The organism is Roseibium sp. (assembly GCF_965229775.1).
Taxonomy (GTDB): Bacteria; Pseudomonadota; Alphaproteobacteria; order Rhizobiales; family Stappiaceae; genus Roseibium.
The window spans coordinates 4865920-4883702 of record NZ_OZ245929.1; the positions used below are offsets into that span (position 1 = coordinate 4865920).

Here is a 17783-nt window from a genome sequence, read left to right on the forward strand (position 1 = left end):
ATTATTGCGTTGCCGAAGTCCACCACGTGTCGAACTCGTGGCCGTAGAGAGAGTGTTGTTCCGGCGGTGACACCTTCGTCCAGTGCGCCACCCAGTCATCGGAAACGTGATAAAGCGGGACCGCGTAAGCGCCCGAGATCAGAACCCGGTCGAACGCCCGGACCGCATCGACAAACTCTTCACGGCTGCGGGCACCCACGATCTTATCGATAAGCGCGTCGATGGCAGGTTCCTTGGCGCCCACGAAGTTGAACGAGCCCTCGGTGTCCGCCGCCTTGGAGCCCCAGCGCCCGTATTGCTCGGCGCCGGGTGAAAGCGACGCGTACCAGGTGTTGAATACCATGTCGAAATCCCGTTTCGTGCGGCGTTCCTCGAACTGGGAAGCGTCGACACTGCGCACGGTCGCGGCGATCCCCAGAAGCTCGACGGTCCTGATATAGGCGAGGGCGAGTTTCTCTTCGTCTTCATTCTTTGCCAGGATTTCAAACGCCAGCTGTTCTCCGGTCGTCTCGTTGACGAGTTTCCGGTCCTTGAGCGCATAACCCGCATTGTTCAATTCCGACAGGGCGGCCCGCAAAACCTTCCGGTCACGTCCGGAACCATCTGCATCCGCCGGTCTCCAGGTACCTTCCATGACGTCGGCATCAACGGCATCCGGATAGGGCACCAGCAACTCGCGCTCCCGCGCGCTGGCTGGGCGCCCGATCGAGGAGAGTTCGGAATTGTCCCAGTACCCGGCCGTGCGGGTGAACAGGTCGTAGTAGAGATTGCGGTTCACCCAGTTGAAGTCGAACAGCATCCGCAGGGCCTTGCGGACGCCGGCGTCTGCGAACTGGTTGCGCCGGGTGTTGAATGCAATGCCCTGCATCGGCGCCGGAACGCCTCTGGGAATGGACATCTGCACCACGTCGCCGTCTTTGGCGGCGGGGAAATCGAAGCCCTTGGCCCAACGCGCAGGGTCGCGGAACTGCAGGGCATTCACGAGCCCCTTCTTGAACGCCTCCTGCAGGGAGGTTTCGTCCCTGAAATATTCAATGCGTATCTCGTCGAAATTGTCGAAGCCGGCTTTGACGGCAAGATCCTTGGCCCAATAGTCCGGGTTCTTCTCGTAAACGACGAGCCTGCCGGGCTGGATGGTCTTGAACGTATAGGGACCGGAGCCGACAGGCGGCGTCAGCGACGACTTGTCGAAATTCTCCGCATCCGTGTGTTTCTTGGAGAAAATCGGCGCAAGCGAAATCAGCAACGGAAGTTCCCGGTTGTCGCCGTTTTCGAACACCAGCTTGATGCGGTTCGGCGGTGTGATCACCTTGTCGACAATCGCGCCGTACCAGTTCCGGTAGGGCGGCCGTCCCTTGTCCCGGATGATGTCGAGCGAAAAGACGATATCATCCACCGTGACTGGGGACCCGTCGGAGAACTTTGCGTCCGGATTGAGTTCGAATTCGATCCATTCCCGGCTTTCCGGCATGCGCACCCGTTGCGCGATCAGCCCGTAGAGGGAAAACGGCTCGGCATAGGATCGCACCATGAGGCTTTCCAGGATATTGTTGCCGAACTGACGCTCCCTCATGCCGCGCGCCGATGTCCATCCACCCTGAACAATGAACGAGTTCAGACTGTCGAATGTGCCTTGAACGCCGAGGCTGATTGTCCCGCCCTTCGGCGCATCCGGATTGGCATAGGGAAAGGGCTCACCGGGAGCCAGGGCAGGCGACCCATGCATCGAAATCGCGTGCGTCCACGGCACGTCCTCGTCGGACGCCGAAACCTGGTTGGCAAACAGGAATACTGCCGCCAGAGACAGGACAAAGGCGCCTTTTGACTTGCGCAAAACGCTTTTTACGGTCCAGACGACGTCAAGAATACGCATAACCATCACCGGAGATCCCTTTGATTCTCACCCCGGAGCCTAGCATAAGCTTGCCCTGAGCGCGCCACGCACCAGCCACAAAGACACAGATATACAGATTTGAATCGAACTGGAGCCTTGCGTTGCAAATCGGCCACCCTCTTGCCCTAATTGGGTGCCTTACCATGCAATTCACGGATCAATTGTTCGAACGGGCCTTGCGGATGTTTCCGGAATGCCTCAGAACAACGCAAAGAATTCGCATAAGCACGATTGAGGACGTTTCAATGACGAGTGTTTTGAAAAGAGGATTGTTCGGATGCGCTGCGGCTGCATTCGTAGCGGTGTCTTCTTTTGCAGCTGCTCCTGCAATCGCTCAGGAAGACAAGAGCCCTTGGACGAAGGCATGCAACACCAATCCGCAGACGCAGAAGGAAATCTGCTTCATTTCGATTGAGTTGCGCACGAACACGGGTCAGTTCCTGAGCAACATCGCAATCCAGGAAACCGAGGGTGAGGCACGGAAAAAGCTTCTGGTGGCTGTTCCCACCGGAGTGCTCATCCAGCCGGGCCTGCGCATCCAGATCGACGACAGCAAGCCCGTTCAGGCCAAGTACAGCATCTGCGCACCGAACGCCTGCTACGCCGAGCTTGCGATTGACGACACATTCATCAACGCCATGAAGCAGGGCGGCGAGATGCGCGTTTCGCCTTATAACCAGCAGGCTAAGGAAATCGTCTTCAAGATGACCCTGATCGGCTTTACCAAGGTTTACGACGGTGAGCCGATGGATCTTGCCGAACTGCAGAAGCGTCAGGAAGAACTGCAGAGCGAACTGCAGAAGAAAGCCGACGATGCCCGCCAGAAACTGATCGACGCCCAGAAGGCCTCTCAGTAACGCAGCAGGCTCTGCAAACAACAAAGGCCGGAACGCATGTTCCGGCCTTTTTTGTATTCGGGGTCTGCTGCGCGTCAGTGAATTTCGACGCTGCGCGGCAGATACGAACCGTCTGTCTGTTCTTCGAAAATTTCTTCCACCTGCGGATGCCGGACCGGTTCCCCGGTCATGTCCGGTTCCAGGTTCTGCTCGCTGACATAGGCGACGTATTCCGTCTCCTCGTTTTCCGCCAGCAGGTGATAAAAGGGTTGGTCGCGAACCGGCCGCACGTCCTCGGGAATGGCATTCCACCATTCTTCGGTGTTGCTGAATGTCGGATCGACATCGAAAATCACGCCCCTGAAAGGGTAAATCCGGTGCCGGACGACCTGACCTATTCTAAATTTTGCCGTTCGCATGGTTACTCGTCCGCCTGCTGCATGCCTTGCCGGGATAGCGTGTCGACCGCCGGCTTGCAAGCATTGTAATATTAAAGTCTACACAACAGGCCTTGCGATTTCCTAAAAACCATATACCTCCGCAAGGCCGGAGTCTTTGCTGGCGACGAGCCTGGCAAGATCGACAATGACCTTTGCCTGTTTCCACGTCGCATCATCCTGCATCTTACCATCAATCATGACCGCGCCGGTACCGTCAGGCATGGCCTCAAGTATTTTCCGCGCGAAGGCGACTTCCTGCGGATCGGGCGAGAACACCCGTTTGGCAATCTCGATCTGTGTCGGATGGAGCGACCAGGCGCCGAGACAGCCCATCAAAAATGCGTTACGGAACTGGCTTTCACAGGCCTGCGGGTCGGAAAAGTCTCCGAACGGTCCGTAAAAGGGCTTCAATCCGTTCGAAAGACAGGCATCGACCATCTTGGCGACGGTATAGTGCCAGAGGTCTTGCTGGAACGTCGCGCGGGCGCCCGCGCCGGTCTCGTCCGAAAGAACCGCATAGTCCGGATGCCCGCCACCGACCCGTGTGGTCTTCATGCCCCTCGAGGCGGCCAGATCCGCGGGGCCCAGGCTCATGCCGTGCATGCGCGGGCTGGCCGACGCGATCTGTTCGACGTTCTTTACGCCTTCTGCGGTTTCCAGGATCGCGTGGATCAGGATCGGCCTGGACAGGCCGGCTTTCGCCTCCAGTTGCGCGAGCAACTGGTCGAGATAGTGGATGTCCCATGCCCCCTCGACCTTGGGCAGCATGATGACATCGAGCTTGTCGCCCACGGACTGAACGATCTGCATCACGTCTTCCAGGAACCAGGGACTGTTGAGGCAGTTCACGCGGGTCCACAGGCCAGTCGAGCCGAAATCATTGTCGCGCGCCATCTGGATAAAGCCGGACCGGGCGTCCGATTTCGCATCCGCGGGGATGGCGTCTTCCAGGTTGCCCAGCACGACATCGACCTTGCTGATGAGGTCCGGGACCTTGGCGCGCATCTTCTCGATATGCGGCGGAACGAAGTGGATCATCCGCTCCAGCCGGACAGGAATTTCGCGGAATGGGGCAGGGGCGCCTATGGCGAGTGGCTTGTAATATGCACTGGGCGCTTTCATGAAACTGGCTTCCTCCTGCTGTCCGTACTCTAGGTGATGGCCCCATAAATGAGACTGAAATGGCATGGGAAATGGCGAAATCCCGTCAGGAAGGGTGTGCGGAGCGGGCTTCGTGCCCGGTCAAGCACGTTGACGACACGGGGTGAAGCCATTTCCATGTCCTTTGGATTTGACCGGATTGCGCCTCAAACCATTTCCGCCTCATTTATGGATCCATCACCTAGCTATAGCGCCTATGCTGCGCTGCAACCATTACCCGAAGGGTGAAGACGGCAGGTCTCCGGTCAACCGTGGAAGGACTTCACCGCCGCAGCCCGTGTCTCCTGCCTTTGAAGGAGGCTCTTGCCGGGCGGCGCCCATTTCTTGTGGATCCACATCCATTGCTCGGGATGCTCCTTGATCCATCCCTCGAAGATCTCATGCATCCGGGCAGTCGCGGCCTGTATGTCCGCCTGCCGGTCGTCCGTGTGCGGGACCGTGATCGCCTGTCCCTCGACGCGGAAGTGAACGCCTTTCGTGCGAACCACGCGCCCGAGCACGATCGGCACATTACTGGATCTCGCAAGGGAGGCCGGCACGGTGTTGGCGTAGGCCATGCGGCCGAAAAACGGGACCTGAACACCGCGTGCTTCCCTCAGGTCTCCCATCATCGCCAGGACGCCGCCGCTTTTGAGCGTTGCCAGGATCTTGCGGGCCGCCTCCGGTCCCTTGGACAACAGCCCGCCGCGATAAAGGTCCTTGCGCAGGGTCCGGACAACCTTGTCGGCCTCCGGGTTTCGAAGGGCCTGGTACACGCCGGTGATCTCGACGCCGCGTCTCACGACCGGTTGCACGCACAGTTCCCAGTTGCCGCTGTGAAACGACACAAGAATGCAGGCCTGTTTCCCGTCGAGCATGGCGTTGGTCGTTTCGTCCCCGGTCGCCTCGAACCGGTGATCCTGCTGCAGGAGCCTGTCGATATGAAAGGTTTCGGCGGCAACGCGGCCGAGATTCTCCCACATTCCGCGAACCGTTTGCTCGCGCTCGCGCTCGCTCATGGACGGGAAGGCATGCTCCAGATGCTCAAGCGCGCGCTTGTGGCGGGCATTGAACGGGGCAAACAGGCGCCAGCTCTTGCCCATCAGGAAGGACGCCGCGTCGACCGGAATGAGCCGGAACAGGAACACCGCAACATTCAGAACAATGCCTTCCAGCCGGTTCTGCAGCGCGAACCGTTTCGGGTGTTTCCTCTGTCTCAGTTTTCGCGACATTTCGGGGCGGTCACTTTCGCTTTGTCTTGCCCGGTCCGCACACGGGGCCTGTCCAGGTCGTTTTGGCGGCATTGAGACCTTGCGGTACCCGCCCAGACCTGATTGGTATGCGGGACACGACGCACTCCGCAGGTGAAGCGTTCATATCCAAGCTCAATGAGAGATGCAAGTTTCTTTCGATGAACGATCCGTGCTTGTCGTCCCGTCAGAATACAGGAAGTGAATGCTGGAAGTCATAAGTCTGGCGCTGCCTTTTTTCGGCTTGATCATTCTGGGTTTCGGCGCCGGGAAAATCAGGCGTTTGCCCGAGTCCGGGCTCGCCTGGATGAATTTCTTCGTGATTTATCTGGCGCTTCCGGCTCTGTTTTACCGGTTGTTGTCCGAAACGCCGTTCGAGCAGCTGGCAAACGTCTCCTATATCGCGGCGACGACCTTCACCACCTACATCGTCTTCGCGGTCTCGTTCTGCATCGGCGTCGTCGTGACGCGCGGCAGTATCGGTGAATCCACGATCCTGGGCATCGCCGGGGCCTATTCCAATATCGGCTACATGGGACCCGGACTGACGCTGGCCGTTCTGGGCGAGCAGGCCACCGTTCCGACGGCACTGATCCTGACCTTCGACAATGCGCTGATGTTCACCCTGGCGCCGCTTTTGATGGCGCTGGCGGGAACCGAGAACGAGTCGATTGCCGGAACACTCAAACAGATTGCCATCAAGATCTTCACGCACCCGTTCATTCTCGCAACCATTGCTGGGGTGACGGCCGCGGCATTCGAATTGCGTCCGCCGCAGGCGGTCAACACGCTCTTGCTCTACCTCAGCAACGCGGCGGCTCCATGCGCCCTGTTTGCCATGGGCGTCAGCATTGCCCTCAGGCCGATGGGCAGGGTTCCCGTCGAGCTTCCGCTCGTCCTCGCAGTGAAGCTGTTGCTGCATCCGTTCCTCGTTTTCCTGCTGCTCACTTGGCTCGGCGGGTTTGATCCCACCTGGATCGCGACCGCCGTTTTGATGTCCTGCCTGCCGCCGGCAACGAATGTGTTCGTGATCGCTCAGCAATACGGAACCTATGTTCAGCGCGCGTCGAGTTTTGTTCTGGTCGGCACAGCGGTTTCCATCATCACGGTGACAGCCTTCATCTGGGCAATCACAACCGGTTTTCTGCCTATCGGTTGACCAGCGCCTTATGAAGCAACAAGCTCTCTGTTCCATAACGCATGGCTTTTCAGCCCCGAGGCGACTTTCAGGCACATGAACAAGGCACCTCAATTCGACGAGATTTATGGCCGGTACGCGTCGCCTGTCCGCGATCGCTTGCAGCATTTGCGCCGGCTCATACTGGAAACGGCGCAGCAGAATGCGCAGGTCGGACGCCTTCAGGAGACCCTGAAGTGGGGTCAGCCGAGTTTCCTGACCGTCAGAGCGAAAACCGGCACGACCATTCGCATTGACAAGGACGGAGCGGATGGAGTGGACACCGCGGACGTGGCGCTTTTCGTCAACTGCCAGACGTCGCTGGTGTCCGAATGGCGCGTTCTTTATCCGCATCTCACCTTCGGCGGAAACAGAAGCGTGCATTTCCCGGCGGACAAGCCGCTTCCCGAGGCGGAAATCTGCCAGATGGTCTCAATGGCCTTGAGGTATCACCTCGACAAGGCACGCCGCTAGGGTGCGGACCGCACCCAGGCTTTCGCCAGCATCGGCCCCGCGTCAGCCGGGACGTCGGAAACCCGATGCCGGGGACATGCCCTCCCGCATGAGGAACCTCTTGAGCGGGGCAACCTTGTCGACGACGTACATCCCGAGCCCGCGAGCGGCCTGAACCGGCAGAAACGGGGTCAGCAGCGACCTGTTGAGAATGTCGACGGCGTTGGTCCTTGTCGTGATATCGCGCCGGCGCTTTGTTTCGTAATGCTCCAGGATGCTCCGGTCGCCCGGATCGACGCTTCGGCGGCAGGCTCCCCCGACAACCGATGTCAGGTCGATGATATCGCGCAACGAAAGGTTCAGCCCCTGGGCACCAATGGGCGGGAAGACATGGGCGGCCTCGCCGATCAGGGCGATCCTGTCGCCGATCAGGCGGCTCGCGCTCATGCCGCTCAGCGGGAAGCTCTTCACGTCCGATGCGAGCTTGAAAGAGCCGAGGATTGAATGCGCCCTGCGTTCAAGCTCCATCTCGAGCTCCGCCGCCTTCATCGCACAGAGCCGCTCGGCACCTTCTTCCGATTCAACACAGACAATCGATGACATGTTGCCGGGAAGGGGAACAAGCGTGAACGGCCCCGTTGGCGTGTGAAACTCCGTCGAGACGCTGTTATGCGGCAATCTGTGTTCAATATTGAGAACGACCGCCACCTGCGGATAGGCCCACGTTTTCACGTCGATCCCTGCCGCGTCGCGGAGCATGGACTTGCGGCCGTCGGCCGCGATGGCAAGCCGCGCGCGAATGTGCGATCCGGATGCCGTTTCGACAAGAATGTGCCCGGATGCCGTCTCAACGGAAACGGCCTGTTCCGGAAAGACTGTCAGCGTCTCTTCAGCGCTGCATTTTTCCTCCAGCACGGCGTTGAGCCGATCGTTGAGGATATTGAAGCCGAACTCTTCCAGTTCGAGATCGGACGAATCAAACACCACTTCCGGTGCCCTGATGAGCCCGCCGGTGTCGTCCACCATGCGCATCTTGGCAAGGGGAGCCGTGCTCTGCGCCAGGTCGTCCCAGACGCCGATGCGCTTCAGGAAGGAAATCGACTGCTGCCAGAGGGCAGTGGTACGGCCGTCCTGGCCACCGGCAACCGGTGCGACAAGTGCAACGGACAAGCCAAGCTGCGCCAGGCCGATTGCCGCGATCCGGCCCGAGGGACCGCCGCCGACAACAACAACATCCTGCTCATTCGACTGATCGGGTTTTGACATCTGGTTCGCCTGTCGTTCACTCTCTGCCCCTCAAACATGCGGCTTTGCGGCACAAAATCAACGGGGCGAAACCACGCAGGCGGGCGGGACCGGAAATTCCCGCCACCGGGAAGAACACCGAATGCGCAAGATCAAAGACTGCATCGAATTTCCCGCTATCCTGGTGCCATGGATTTCGATACGGGCCATTGACGGAACGGATGACGACTGCAGCGACTGAGAAAGACGACCTGAAACAGCGGCCCGATCCCGTGTTCGGCCAGCGCGGCTGGCCGCTCGTGGTGCTGGTGGTGGCAATGCTGAGCCTGTCCGGCTGGAGCTACCTGCTTGTCATGGTCGCGGACATGGTTCCGGCGATGGACATGACCCGGGCCGGACCGGGCATGGGCGTGTTCAATCACTTCAACATCTTCAGCGGGTTATCCGCCGAAGCCCGGGCGGCGCTGGCTGTTATCTGTCTACCGGCGGGGGCGACGTTCGGCATGCCGTCTGTGGACATGACCGGCGGTGACCTGATCAGGATTTTCCTGATGTGGGCGATGATGTCGATGGCGATGATGGTCCCGACAGCCATTCCGATGCTCAAGGCATATCATGCCTGGATCGGACGCGGATCCCGGGATGGCACCTTCATTCCGTCCGTCGCCGCGATTTTCGGGTACCTGACCATATGGCTGGGATATGCCCTTGTCGCGACACTCGCCCAATGGGGGCTTTCCGTTGCCGGCGGTATGACCGACATGATGGCACCGGCGAGCCTTGCGCTGACAACGACCGTCCTGTTCGCAGCCGGTCTTTACCAGTTCACGCCGGCCAAGGCCGCGTGTTTGCAGCGCTGCTGGTATCCACGCTGGAACTTCTCAGAAGACATGACCGGTCGCGGACTTGTGACGGGATATGGCGAGGGCCTGTCCCAGGGATTGATCTGTCTTGGCTGTTGCTGGGCAGTCATGACGGTGATGTTCGCCGTCGGCCTGATGAACATCATCTGGATTGCGCTGCTCGGAGGCATCATGGCGCTTGAAAAGACGTTCCCCAGCAAGCTGTTTCCAAAAATGATAGGTGCCGGGCTGATCTCGTGGGCCGGTCTCCTTGTCGGGCTGATTTACGCCTGATCCTGGCGTGAGCAGCCCGACTCATTTGCGACTGGGGCTGTTTTTTCGGTTCACACTGTCATACGATTGCAATATTAGTCCCCGGGCGCGGTCAGGCAGAGACGGATCGGGGACAAAGACCGGTGCCCATCATCCGCTGATAGAACAAATGGCGCCGTGCTGCATTTAGTGTGAGGAAATCCCGTGACGGACGTAACCCCGGGCAAAGCAGCGCCCGAACCCGCATTGTTTCTGATTCACGTGCTGACAGCGTCCGGTGCACCCATCGCCCTGGTCGCGCTGCTTGCAGGCGCTCAGGGCAAGTGGGCCGAGATGTTCGCCTGGCTCGGGTTGGCCTTTTTCGTCGACGGCATAGATGGCCCGCTGGCGCGCCGGTACAACATTGCCGAACGGCTGCCGAGATGGTCCGGCGCCTCGCTCGACTTCGTCATTGACTATGCGACTTACGTTTTTCTCCCCGCGTTCGCCCTGTCGTGGAGCTTCATGCTGTCCCAGCCGTGGAACTGGATATGCGGCGGCTTGGTCGTGTTCACCGGTGCCCTGTATTTCGCCGACAATGGCATGAAAACACCTGACGGGTCTTTCAAGGGCTTCCCGGCGGGCTGGAACATGGTCGTTTTCGGCCTGATGGTCCTGTCTCCCTCCCAGGCCTTCACGATCGCCATCGTGATCCTGTGCTGCGCCCTGACATTCGCTCCGATCCGCTTCGTTCATCCCGTCCGTGTCCGCCGTTGGCGGATCGTCACCCTGCCCGTGACACTGGGGTGGATGGGACTGGCGGCCTATGCGATTGTCAACGGCATGTCGCTTGAGGGAAGCCTGGCCGTGATCTTCACGGTTTCGAGCATCTACCTGTTTTCGGTCTCCGCTGTTCAGCAACTGCTGGATCGTGTTGATTAATCACCAGATTTGCCTTTTCCGCTCGTCCTGATGCCGCTAGTGTGCCGTTTTACGAACGCACATGCGAGGCGCAAGGCCTCCCGGAGGGAAAAATGGTTCAGGCTGTCCGTGTCCATGAAACTGGTGGTCCAGACGTCATGCGCTGGGAACATGTCGATGTCGGCGAGCCCGGTCCGGGTGAAGCACGCATCCGGCACACGGCGATCGGCCTGAACTTCATCGACACTTACTTTCGCTCCGGGCTCTATCCGGCCCCGTCGGGCACACCGTTCTCGCCGGGCAATGAAGGTGCAGGCATTGTTCAGTCGGTCGGCGAGGGCGTGACCCACCTGAGCCCGGGAGACCGTGTCGCCTATGCCGGCCCGATCGGTTCCTATGCCCAGGAGCGCATCATCTCCGCAGACAGTCTCGTCCTGGTGCCGGAAGGGATCGACGACAAGACCGCAGCAGGAATGATGCTCAAGGGCATGACAGCCCAGTACCTGCTGCGCCAGACCTTCCAGGTCGGGCCCGAGACAACCCTGTTGTTTCATGCAGCCGCTGGCGGTGTCGGCCTGATCGCCGGGCAGTGGGCCGCCCATCTCGGCGCTACCGTTATCGGCACCGCAGGGTCGCAGGAAAAGATCGAGCTTGCGAAAGCCCATGGCTATCAGCACATGATCAACTACCGCACCGAAGATTTCGTGGAGCGGGTGAAGGAGATAACCGGCGGCAAAGGTTGCGATGTCGTCTACGATTCGGTCGGACAGGACACCTATCCCGGTTCCCTGGATTGCCTGAAACCGCGCGGGCTGTGGGCCAGCTTCGGACAATCTTCCGGACCGATCACCGACTTCAATCTGGCCCTGCTTGCGCAAAAAGGCTCTCTTTTCGCAACCCGGCCGACCTTGTTCACTTATATTGCAACCCGCGCTGCGCTTGAAAAAACCGCCGCCGAGCTCTTTGACGTCGTTCAAAAGGGGATCGTCAAGATTGAGGTGAACCAGGAATACCGGCTGGCTGACGCAGTGCAGGCGCACCAGGACCTGGAGGGCAGAAAAACGACGGGCACGACCGTTCTCATACCCTGAGGATACGGGTGCGATGCTTAGCGGCCGGGCCCAGGAGCTGTCCCGCAATCTCTACTCTCCCGCCATGCGATATTTCATGGCGGCCGCCGAGGCCGGCTCGATCAGGGCCGCCTCAAGAGAGCTTAACGTTGCATCTTCGGCGGTCAACCGTCAGATCCTTTGGCTGGAAGATGCTTTGGGAATGCAGCTGTTCGATCGGGTCGGGCGGCGCATCCGGCTGTCCCAGGCGGGCGAACTGCTCCTGGCGCATATTCGCCGGACATATTCCGATTTCGAGGGAACGGTTGCCGAACTGGATGCCCTGAAAGGCCTCAGGCGCGGCTCCGTTTCAATCGCCAGCGTCGAAAGCGTCTCGGAAAAACTCCTGCCCGCTCTGATCAGCAGTTTCCGGAAACGGTATCCGGGCATTCATGTCAGTGTTTCCGTTTCCTCCTCGCAGGACGCGGCTGCAAAGGTCGAGGCCGCCGAGGCGGATGTCGGTTTCACCTTCGACCCGCCCGAAAACTCGGCGCTGACGGTCGCGTTTGAACATGAGCTCGTGATCGGCGCGCTGATGTCGCCCAGGCATCCACTGGCGGAGCAGGGCAGGCTGGGGCTTCACGACTGCCTGAAGTTTCCCGTAGCCTTGCCGGCGGAGGGCCTGTCGCTGCGCACGCGGCTGGATCTCGTCCGAAGCCGGATACCCGGCGCATCGAGGACCTATGTGGAAGCCAATTCGCTGCGCCTGATGCGGGCACTCGCGCGCGAAGAGGACGTCATCGGATTTCAGACGATGATCGGTTGCGAGGATGATCTGGCTTCGGGATCGCTGGTTTTCAAACCCCTTACGGACGCGCCGCTCCAGGCGGACCGGTTGTGTGTGATAACCTCGTCTCTTCGGGCGTTGGCCCTTGCGCCGGGAATGTTTTTTGACCACGCAGTGTTGACCATGAAGGACAATCTACCTTCAATTGATGCCGAAACGGCAACATAAAGGTCTCAAATGAGCGCTTTGGTTCCGTTGGTTTATAAGGCACATTTTTGTCAGGCTTTGTGACACTTGGTCACGCGAGGGAGAATGTTGATGGGTCGCTTGACGACGCACGTACTCGACACGGCTTTGGGAAAGCCCGCGAACGGGCTCAAGATAGATTTGTGGTTATACGGCGAAACACCGGTCTTCGTCTCGTCTCATGTCACGAACGCCGACGGACGCGTGGACGGCCCGATCCTGGACGGCGATGCTTTCAGGACAGGTACATATGAGCTCCGGTTTCATGCAGGCGACTATCTGAAGACGACGGAACAACAGCTTCCCGACCCGCTGTTTCTCGATGTCATTCCCATTCGCTTCGGAATAGCCGAGGCAGATGGCCACTATCATGTACCGCTGCTGCTCTCGCCCTTCGGCTATTCCACGTACAGGGGGAGCTAGGCAATGCGCGACACGATCCGCTTCCTCAGGCGCGGCGAAATCGTTGAACTGGACAATGTCGGGCCTACGGAAACCCTTCTCGACTACCTGCGTCTCCGGCTGGGACAAACCGGCACCAAGGAAGGCTGCGGCGAGGGCGACTGCGGGGCCTGCACGGTTGCGCTCGGGCGTCTCGTCAAGGGAAGGCTGGTCTACCAACCGGTGAACAGCTGCATTCTGCTGCTCGGCATGATCGACGGTGCGGAACTGGTGACGGTCGAAGACCTTGCCCAGGACGACCGGCTGCATCCGGTCCAGCGCGCCATGGTGGATCTGCACGGATCCCAGTGCGGCTTCTGCACGCCCGGTTTCATCATGTCGCTCTTCACCCTCTATCACGCGGAGAACGTCACCCAGACCCGCAAGACGGTGACCGACTGGCTGGCCGGAAATTTGTGCCGGTGCACCGGCTACCGTCCGATCGTCGACGCGGCCCTGGAAACCTGCTTCCAGGCAACCGACGACGCCTTCACCTGGCGCGCCAACGAAACCCGGGAACAATTGCAGTATCTCGCCGACAGCCGCGATATTTTCGTGGGCGACGGCGACAGCTTCTTTTCCGCGCCCGCAACGCTTGACGGTCTGGCAGCGCTCTATGGCCAGCATCCGGATGCGACCCTGATTGCCGGCGGAACGGATGTCGGCCTTTGGATCACCAAGCATTTGCGCGAGCTGCCCAAGATGATCTGGCTTGGCCGGATTGAAGGTCTGGACCGTGTCGAAGACAGCCCCTCAGGCGTTCTGATCGGATCGACAGCAACCTACACGGCAACGGAAAAGGCCGTGACGGGTCTCTCGGAAGACCTCGGGGAGCTCTGGCGACGGATCGGATCGAAACAGGTGCGCGCGTCGGGCACCGTTGGCGGTAACATCGCAAACGGATCGCCGATCGGTGACACGCCGCCGGCCTTGATCGCGCTCGGCAGCACGCTCGAACTGCAATCGGTCGAAGGATCAAGGGCGATTGCGCTTGAGGATTTTTTTCTGCAGTACGGCAGACAGGACCGGAAGCCCGGCGAATTCGTCACCGGCCTCTTTGTCCCCCGGCTTTCCGCCAACCAGGCGTTCCGCTGCTACAAGATTTCCAAGCGGTTTGATCAGGATATCTCCTCGGTCATGGGCGCTTTCCGGTTCACGGTCGAAGAAGGTCTCATCGTCGCTTCCAGGATCGCCTATGGCGGCATGGCGGGGACCCCGATGCGGGCCTCGAACGCGGAAAAAGCACTTTCCGGCGCCGAACTTGACGATCCGTCGACATGGGGCGACGCGATGAAAGCGCTGCTTTCCGATTTCGATCCGTTGACCGACATGCGTGCAAGCGCGGGCTACCGAATGGAAACGGCGCGGGCACTTCTGGCAAAGGCCCTGATGGAAATTAGCGGGACAGCGCCGGGAGACATCCGGATTTCGTCGAGGCGGGGGGCTGACAATGACCGCGCAGCCTGACCGCAGCCAGGAGATGCCCACCCTCAAGAACGTCCGCAAGGCGCTGCCGCATGACAGCGCCGAAAAGCATGTCACGGGGACCGCGACCTATATCGACGATGCCGTCGAACCGTCTGGCACACTGCATGTGGCGCCCGGCTGGGCACGCCACGCCGTCAGGGGAAAACTGCTTTCAATTGACCTTGCCGACGTCAGATCTACTCCCGGCGTTGTCGCGGTGCTGACATCTGAAGACATTCCGGGAACGAACGACTGCTCGTCCGCCTTCGGAGACGACCCTGTTCTTGCCGAGGACGAAATCCTGTTTTTCGGCCAGGTGGTGTTCGCCGTCGTTGCTGAAACGCGGGACATCGCGCGAAAGGCAGCACTGAAGGGAAAAATCGACGTCGCTCCGATCACGCCGATCCTGACCCCGGAGGACGCTGTCGCTGCCGATACGACCGTCTTGCCGGACTACCAGTTCAGAAGGGGATCTCCCGAAACCGGCCTGCAGGCGTCCAAAAACATCCTGTCCGGTTCGATGAACATCGGTGGCCAGGAACATTTCTATCTGGAAGGCCAGGTCGCCATGGCCACGCCTCAGGAAGACCACGGCATGCTGGTCCTGTCGTCGACCCAGCATCCGACAGAGATCCAGCACACGGTCGCCAAGGTTCTTGGCGTTCCGGACGCGACGGTCACGGCGGAAGTGCGCCGGATGGGCGGGGGCTTCGGCGGCAAGGAATCCCAGGCGAACCAATGGGCTGCGCTGGCTGCGCTCGCCGCCGCCAGGACCGGCAAGACCTGCAAGGTCCGCCTCGATCGCGACGACGACATGATCATGACCGGCAAGCGTCACGACTTCAAGGTCAACTGGAAAGTCGGTCACGACGACGCGGGGCTGATCCGAGCCGTCGACCTGGAGTTTCTGGCGCGCTGCGGATACTCCGCGGACCTGTCGCTCGGCGTGAACGACCGCACCATGTTCCACGCCGACAGCAGCTACTTCTATCCCGACGCATCGATCCGTTCCCGCAGGCTCAGGACGGATACATGCTCCAACACCGCATTCCGCGGTTTCGGAGGCCCGCAGGGCATGCTCGCCGCCGAAAGACTGATCGACGCCATCGCGATCAGTCTGGGCAAGGATCCCCTGACGGTCCGCAAGCTGAATTTCTACGACGGCGAGCGCAACATCACGCCCTACGGAATGCCGGTAGAGGAGTTCGAGGTCATGCATGACCTCATCTCGACGCTGGAAGCAAAAAGCGAATACTGGATAAGGCGCGAGGAAATCACCGCCTTCAATGAAAACAACGCGGTCCTTAAAAAAGGTGTCGCCCTGACACCGGTCAAGTTCGGCATTTCCTTCACACTCAAGCACCTCAACCAGGCCGGCGCTCTCGTCCACCTTTACACGGACGGATCAATTCACCTGAACCACGGCGGCACCGAGATGGGGCAGGGCCTCTATCAGAAGGTCGCACAGGTGGTCGCCGAGGAATTCGGGGTGACGATGGACAAGGTCGTGATCACTGCGACCAACACCTCCAAGGTGCCGAACACCGGGCCGACAGCCGCGTCTTCGGGCACGGACCTGAACGCCATGGCGGCCAGGATCGCGGCACAGGAGATCAAGTCGCGGCTGATCTCGTTCCTGTGTGAAATGCACCAGTGCGGACAGGATGTGATTTTCTTCGGCGAAAACAGGGTCCTGGTGGGCGACAAGGGCTACACGCTCGCGGAAGTCGCGAAACAGGCGCATGCCGGCCGCATCCAGATGTCCCATGCCGGTTTCTACGCCACCCCCGGCATCACCTGGGACCGGGAAACCGTGTCCGGGCGGCCATTCTACTACTTCGCCTTCGGTGGCGCCTGCTCGGAAGTGACCATTGACACGATGACCGGTGAGATGATCGTGGATCGGGTCGATATCCTCCACGACGTCGGCCACTCGCTGAACCCGGCCATCGACCTCGGACAGATCGAAGGTGGTTTCGTCCAGGGCTTGGGATGGCTGACAACGGAAGAACTCGTTTGGGACGAGGAAGGCAGACTGCGGACGCATGCGCCGTCGACCTACAAGATCCCGACGGCATCCGACATACCGGACCATTTCGACGTTCAGCTTTACGACAGCAGCGGCAACCCCCAGGACACGGTCTATCGCTCGAAGGCGGTCGGCGAACCGCCCGTAATGCTTGCCAATTCGGTCTTCTGCGCCATCAACGATGCGATCGCCAGCCTTGCGCCTTTCGAGATACCGAACCTCGATGCACCGGCGACACCGGAGGCCATCATGCGCGCCGTGCAGGACATGCGCCGCAGAAGGGCAGGCGCATGAAGGTCTGGACACACATCGCCGAAAGTCTGGAAGCTTGCGGCTCCTGCGCCCTCGTGACCGTCGTACAGGTGGATGGCTCCGCACCGCGCGAGGCAGGCGCGCGCATGGTGGTGCGGCCGGACGCATCCTTTTTCGGAACGGTCGGCGGCGGCACGCTCGAACTGGAGATTATCCGCAAGGCAGCACGGCTCGCCGCTGAAAACACTGCGCTCCTCGACATTCAGTCCGTCGCCCTTGGCCCGGATCTTGGCCAATGCTGCGGCGGGCGGGCCAAGCTGTCGATCGAGGTCCTGACGGCGCAATCAGCCGGTACGGCCGGCCTGCTGGCGCAGCGCGAGAATGAAGGCAGTGTTTTTGCCACCAGCGCCGAAATGCGGGACGGGCGTCTCGGGCCCCGACGCATTCTGGATGCCTCTGCCGCGCGTCCATTCCAACTGGTTGAAAGTGCTGATGAAACCATCTGCGAGGTCGTGGAACGTTTCGGAGAAACAAGGACGCAGCTTGCACTGTTTGGTGCCGGGCATGTCGGCAAGGCGCTCGTGCTGGCACTTGCACCGCTGCCGTTTTCGGTCACGTGGATCGACAGCCGCGCGGATCAGTTCCCGCGCGCCGTGCCGGCCCATGTGACGAAAGTCGCCCTCGACGATCCGGCCTCCGCACTCGATGACATGCCGTCCGGCGCCTTTGTTCTGGCCATGACCCATTCCCACGCCCTCGACGAGGACATCATGGCACGGGCCTTGCTGCTGCAACGCTTCGGATATTGCGGCGTTATCGGTTCAAAAACGAAAAAAGCCCGGTTCATGAAGAGATTGAAACAGCGGGGACTGAGCGATCTCCTGTTGACGAAAATGGTGTGCCCGGTCGGAAAAACGACAATAAAGTCAAAGCACCCGGCTGCAATAGCCGCCGGAATTGCGGTGGACCTTCTTGAGCGGCTCGAAGCGGGCGAGAACCGGGAAACGAGCGGATCTGGGCTTGCCCGGAACATGACACTTGGTCGATAAGGCGGCATTCAGG

Annotated in this window: 16 protein-coding genes; 11 read left to right on the forward strand and 5 right to left on the reverse strand. The window is 60.2% G+C overall.

Translation table 11 applies throughout. The annotated features are described in order from the left end of the window. Position 1 precedes the first annotated feature (1 nt). The gene (locus ACO07N_RS21920) at positions 2 to 1873 is read right to left on the reverse strand and encodes an extracellular solute-binding protein (protein ID WP_421983062.1); all 1872 of its coding nucleotides are present in this window, start codon (positions 1871 to 1873) and stop codon (positions 2 to 4) included. 266 nt (positions 1874 to 2139) lie between these two features. Here ACO07N_RS21920 and ACO07N_RS21925 point away from each other — a divergent pair, with 266 nt between their 5' ends. Then, a complete protein-coding gene (locus tag ACO07N_RS21925; protein WP_421983063.1) occupies positions 2140 to 2751 on the forward strand; it encodes an invasion associated locus B family protein in 612 nt (203 codons plus the stop codon). A gap of 74 nt (positions 2752 to 2825) precedes the next feature. Here the strand turns inward: ACO07N_RS21925 and hspQ are convergent, their stop codons facing one another. The 3 genes from hspQ to ACO07N_RS21940 all read right to left on the reverse strand — a co-directional run bounded on the left by hspQ (position 2826) and on the right by ACO07N_RS21940 (position 5542). Further along, positions 2826 to 3149, reverse strand: a complete 324-nt coding sequence (gene hspQ, locus ACO07N_RS21930; protein ID WP_029065428.1) for a heat shock protein HspQ — start codon at positions 3147 to 3149, stop codon at positions 2826 to 2828. 102 nt (positions 3150 to 3251) lie between these two features. After that, on the reverse strand, positions 3252 to 4292 hold the full coding sequence (locus ACO07N_RS21935; RefSeq protein ID WP_421983064.1) for an HpcH/HpaI aldolase/citrate lyase family protein: 1041 nt from the start codon (positions 4290 to 4292) through the stop codon (positions 3252 to 3254). A gap of 284 nt (positions 4293 to 4576) precedes the next feature. After that, positions 4577 to 5542 (reverse strand): lysophospholipid acyltransferase family protein, encoded by a 966-nt coding sequence (locus tag ACO07N_RS21940; protein WP_421983065.1) that lies wholly within the window; start codon positions 5540 to 5542, stop codon positions 4577 to 4579. Between the two features lie 223 nt (positions 5543 to 5765). Between ACO07N_RS21940 and ACO07N_RS21945 the strand changes: the two genes are divergently transcribed. Then, on the forward strand, positions 5766 to 6719 hold the full coding sequence (locus ACO07N_RS21945) for an AEC family transporter (protein ID WP_421983066.1): 954 nt from the start codon (positions 5766 to 5768) through the stop codon (positions 6717 to 6719). Between the two features lie 75 nt (positions 6720 to 6794). Next, a complete protein-coding gene (locus ACO07N_RS21950; protein ID WP_421983067.1) occupies positions 6795 to 7211 on the forward strand; it encodes a DUF1801 domain-containing protein in 417 nt (138 codons plus the stop codon). Between the two features lie 42 nt (positions 7212 to 7253). Here ACO07N_RS21950 and ACO07N_RS21955 read toward each other — a convergent pair whose 3' ends face one another. After that, positions 7254 to 8456 carry a UbiH/UbiF family hydroxylase gene (locus tag ACO07N_RS21955; protein ID WP_421983068.1) on the reverse strand — a complete coding sequence of 401 codons (1203 nt, stop codon included), beginning with the start codon at positions 8454 to 8456 and terminating at the stop codon, positions 7254 to 7256. A 200-nt stretch (positions 8457 to 8656) separates the two neighbouring features. On the opposite strand from ACO07N_RS21955, the gene ACO07N_RS21960 reads away from it, so the two are divergent. The 8 genes from ACO07N_RS21960 (at position 8657) to xdhC (ending at position 17770) form a co-directional block, all read left to right on the forward strand. Beyond that, positions 8657 to 9571 carry a DUF2182 domain-containing protein gene (locus ACO07N_RS21960; RefSeq protein ID WP_421983069.1) on the forward strand — a complete coding sequence of 305 codons (915 nt, stop codon included), beginning with the start codon at positions 8657 to 8659 and terminating at the stop codon, positions 9569 to 9571. Positions 9572 to 9754: 183 nt separating this feature from the next. Further along, complete coding sequence (locus ACO07N_RS21965) at positions 9755 to 10471, forward strand: CDP-alcohol phosphatidyltransferase family protein (RefSeq protein WP_421983070.1); 717 nt, start codon at positions 9755 to 9757, stop codon at positions 10469 to 10471. 92 nt (positions 10472 to 10563) lie between these two features. After that, complete coding sequence (locus ACO07N_RS21970; RefSeq protein ID WP_421983071.1) at positions 10564 to 11541, forward strand: quinone oxidoreductase family protein; 978 nt, start codon at positions 10564 to 10566, stop codon at positions 11539 to 11541. 13 nt (positions 11542 to 11554) lie between these two features. Next, positions 11555 to 12514: a LysR family transcriptional regulator gene (locus ACO07N_RS21975; RefSeq protein WP_421983072.1), complete on the forward strand. Its 960-nt coding sequence runs from the start codon at positions 11555 to 11557 to the stop codon at positions 12512 to 12514. 90 nt (positions 12515 to 12604) lie between these two features. Continuing rightward, the gene (gene uraH, locus ACO07N_RS21980) at positions 12605 to 12955 is read left to right on the forward strand and encodes a hydroxyisourate hydrolase (RefSeq protein ID WP_421983073.1); all 351 of its coding nucleotides are present in this window, start codon (positions 12605 to 12607) and stop codon (positions 12953 to 12955) included. A 3-nt stretch (positions 12956 to 12958) separates the two neighbouring features. Next, positions 12959 to 14440 carry a xanthine dehydrogenase small subunit gene (gene xdhA, locus ACO07N_RS21985; protein WP_421983074.1) on the forward strand — a complete coding sequence of 494 codons (1482 nt, stop codon included), beginning with the start codon at positions 12959 to 12961 and terminating at the stop codon, positions 14438 to 14440. Beyond that, positions 14424 to 16763, forward strand: a complete 2340-nt coding sequence (xdhB, locus tag ACO07N_RS21990; protein ID WP_421983075.1) for a xanthine dehydrogenase molybdopterin binding subunit — start codon at positions 14424 to 14426, stop codon at positions 16761 to 16763. The genes xdhA and xdhB overlap by 17 nt, the downstream gene beginning before the upstream one ends. Next, positions 16760 to 17770 carry a xanthine dehydrogenase accessory protein XdhC gene (gene xdhC, locus ACO07N_RS21995; RefSeq protein ID WP_421983076.1) on the forward strand — a complete coding sequence of 337 codons (1011 nt, stop codon included), beginning with the start codon at positions 16760 to 16762 and terminating at the stop codon, positions 17768 to 17770. The genes xdhB and xdhC overlap by 4 nt, the downstream gene beginning before the upstream one ends. The last annotated feature ends 13 nt before the right edge of the window (positions 17771 to 17783 follow it).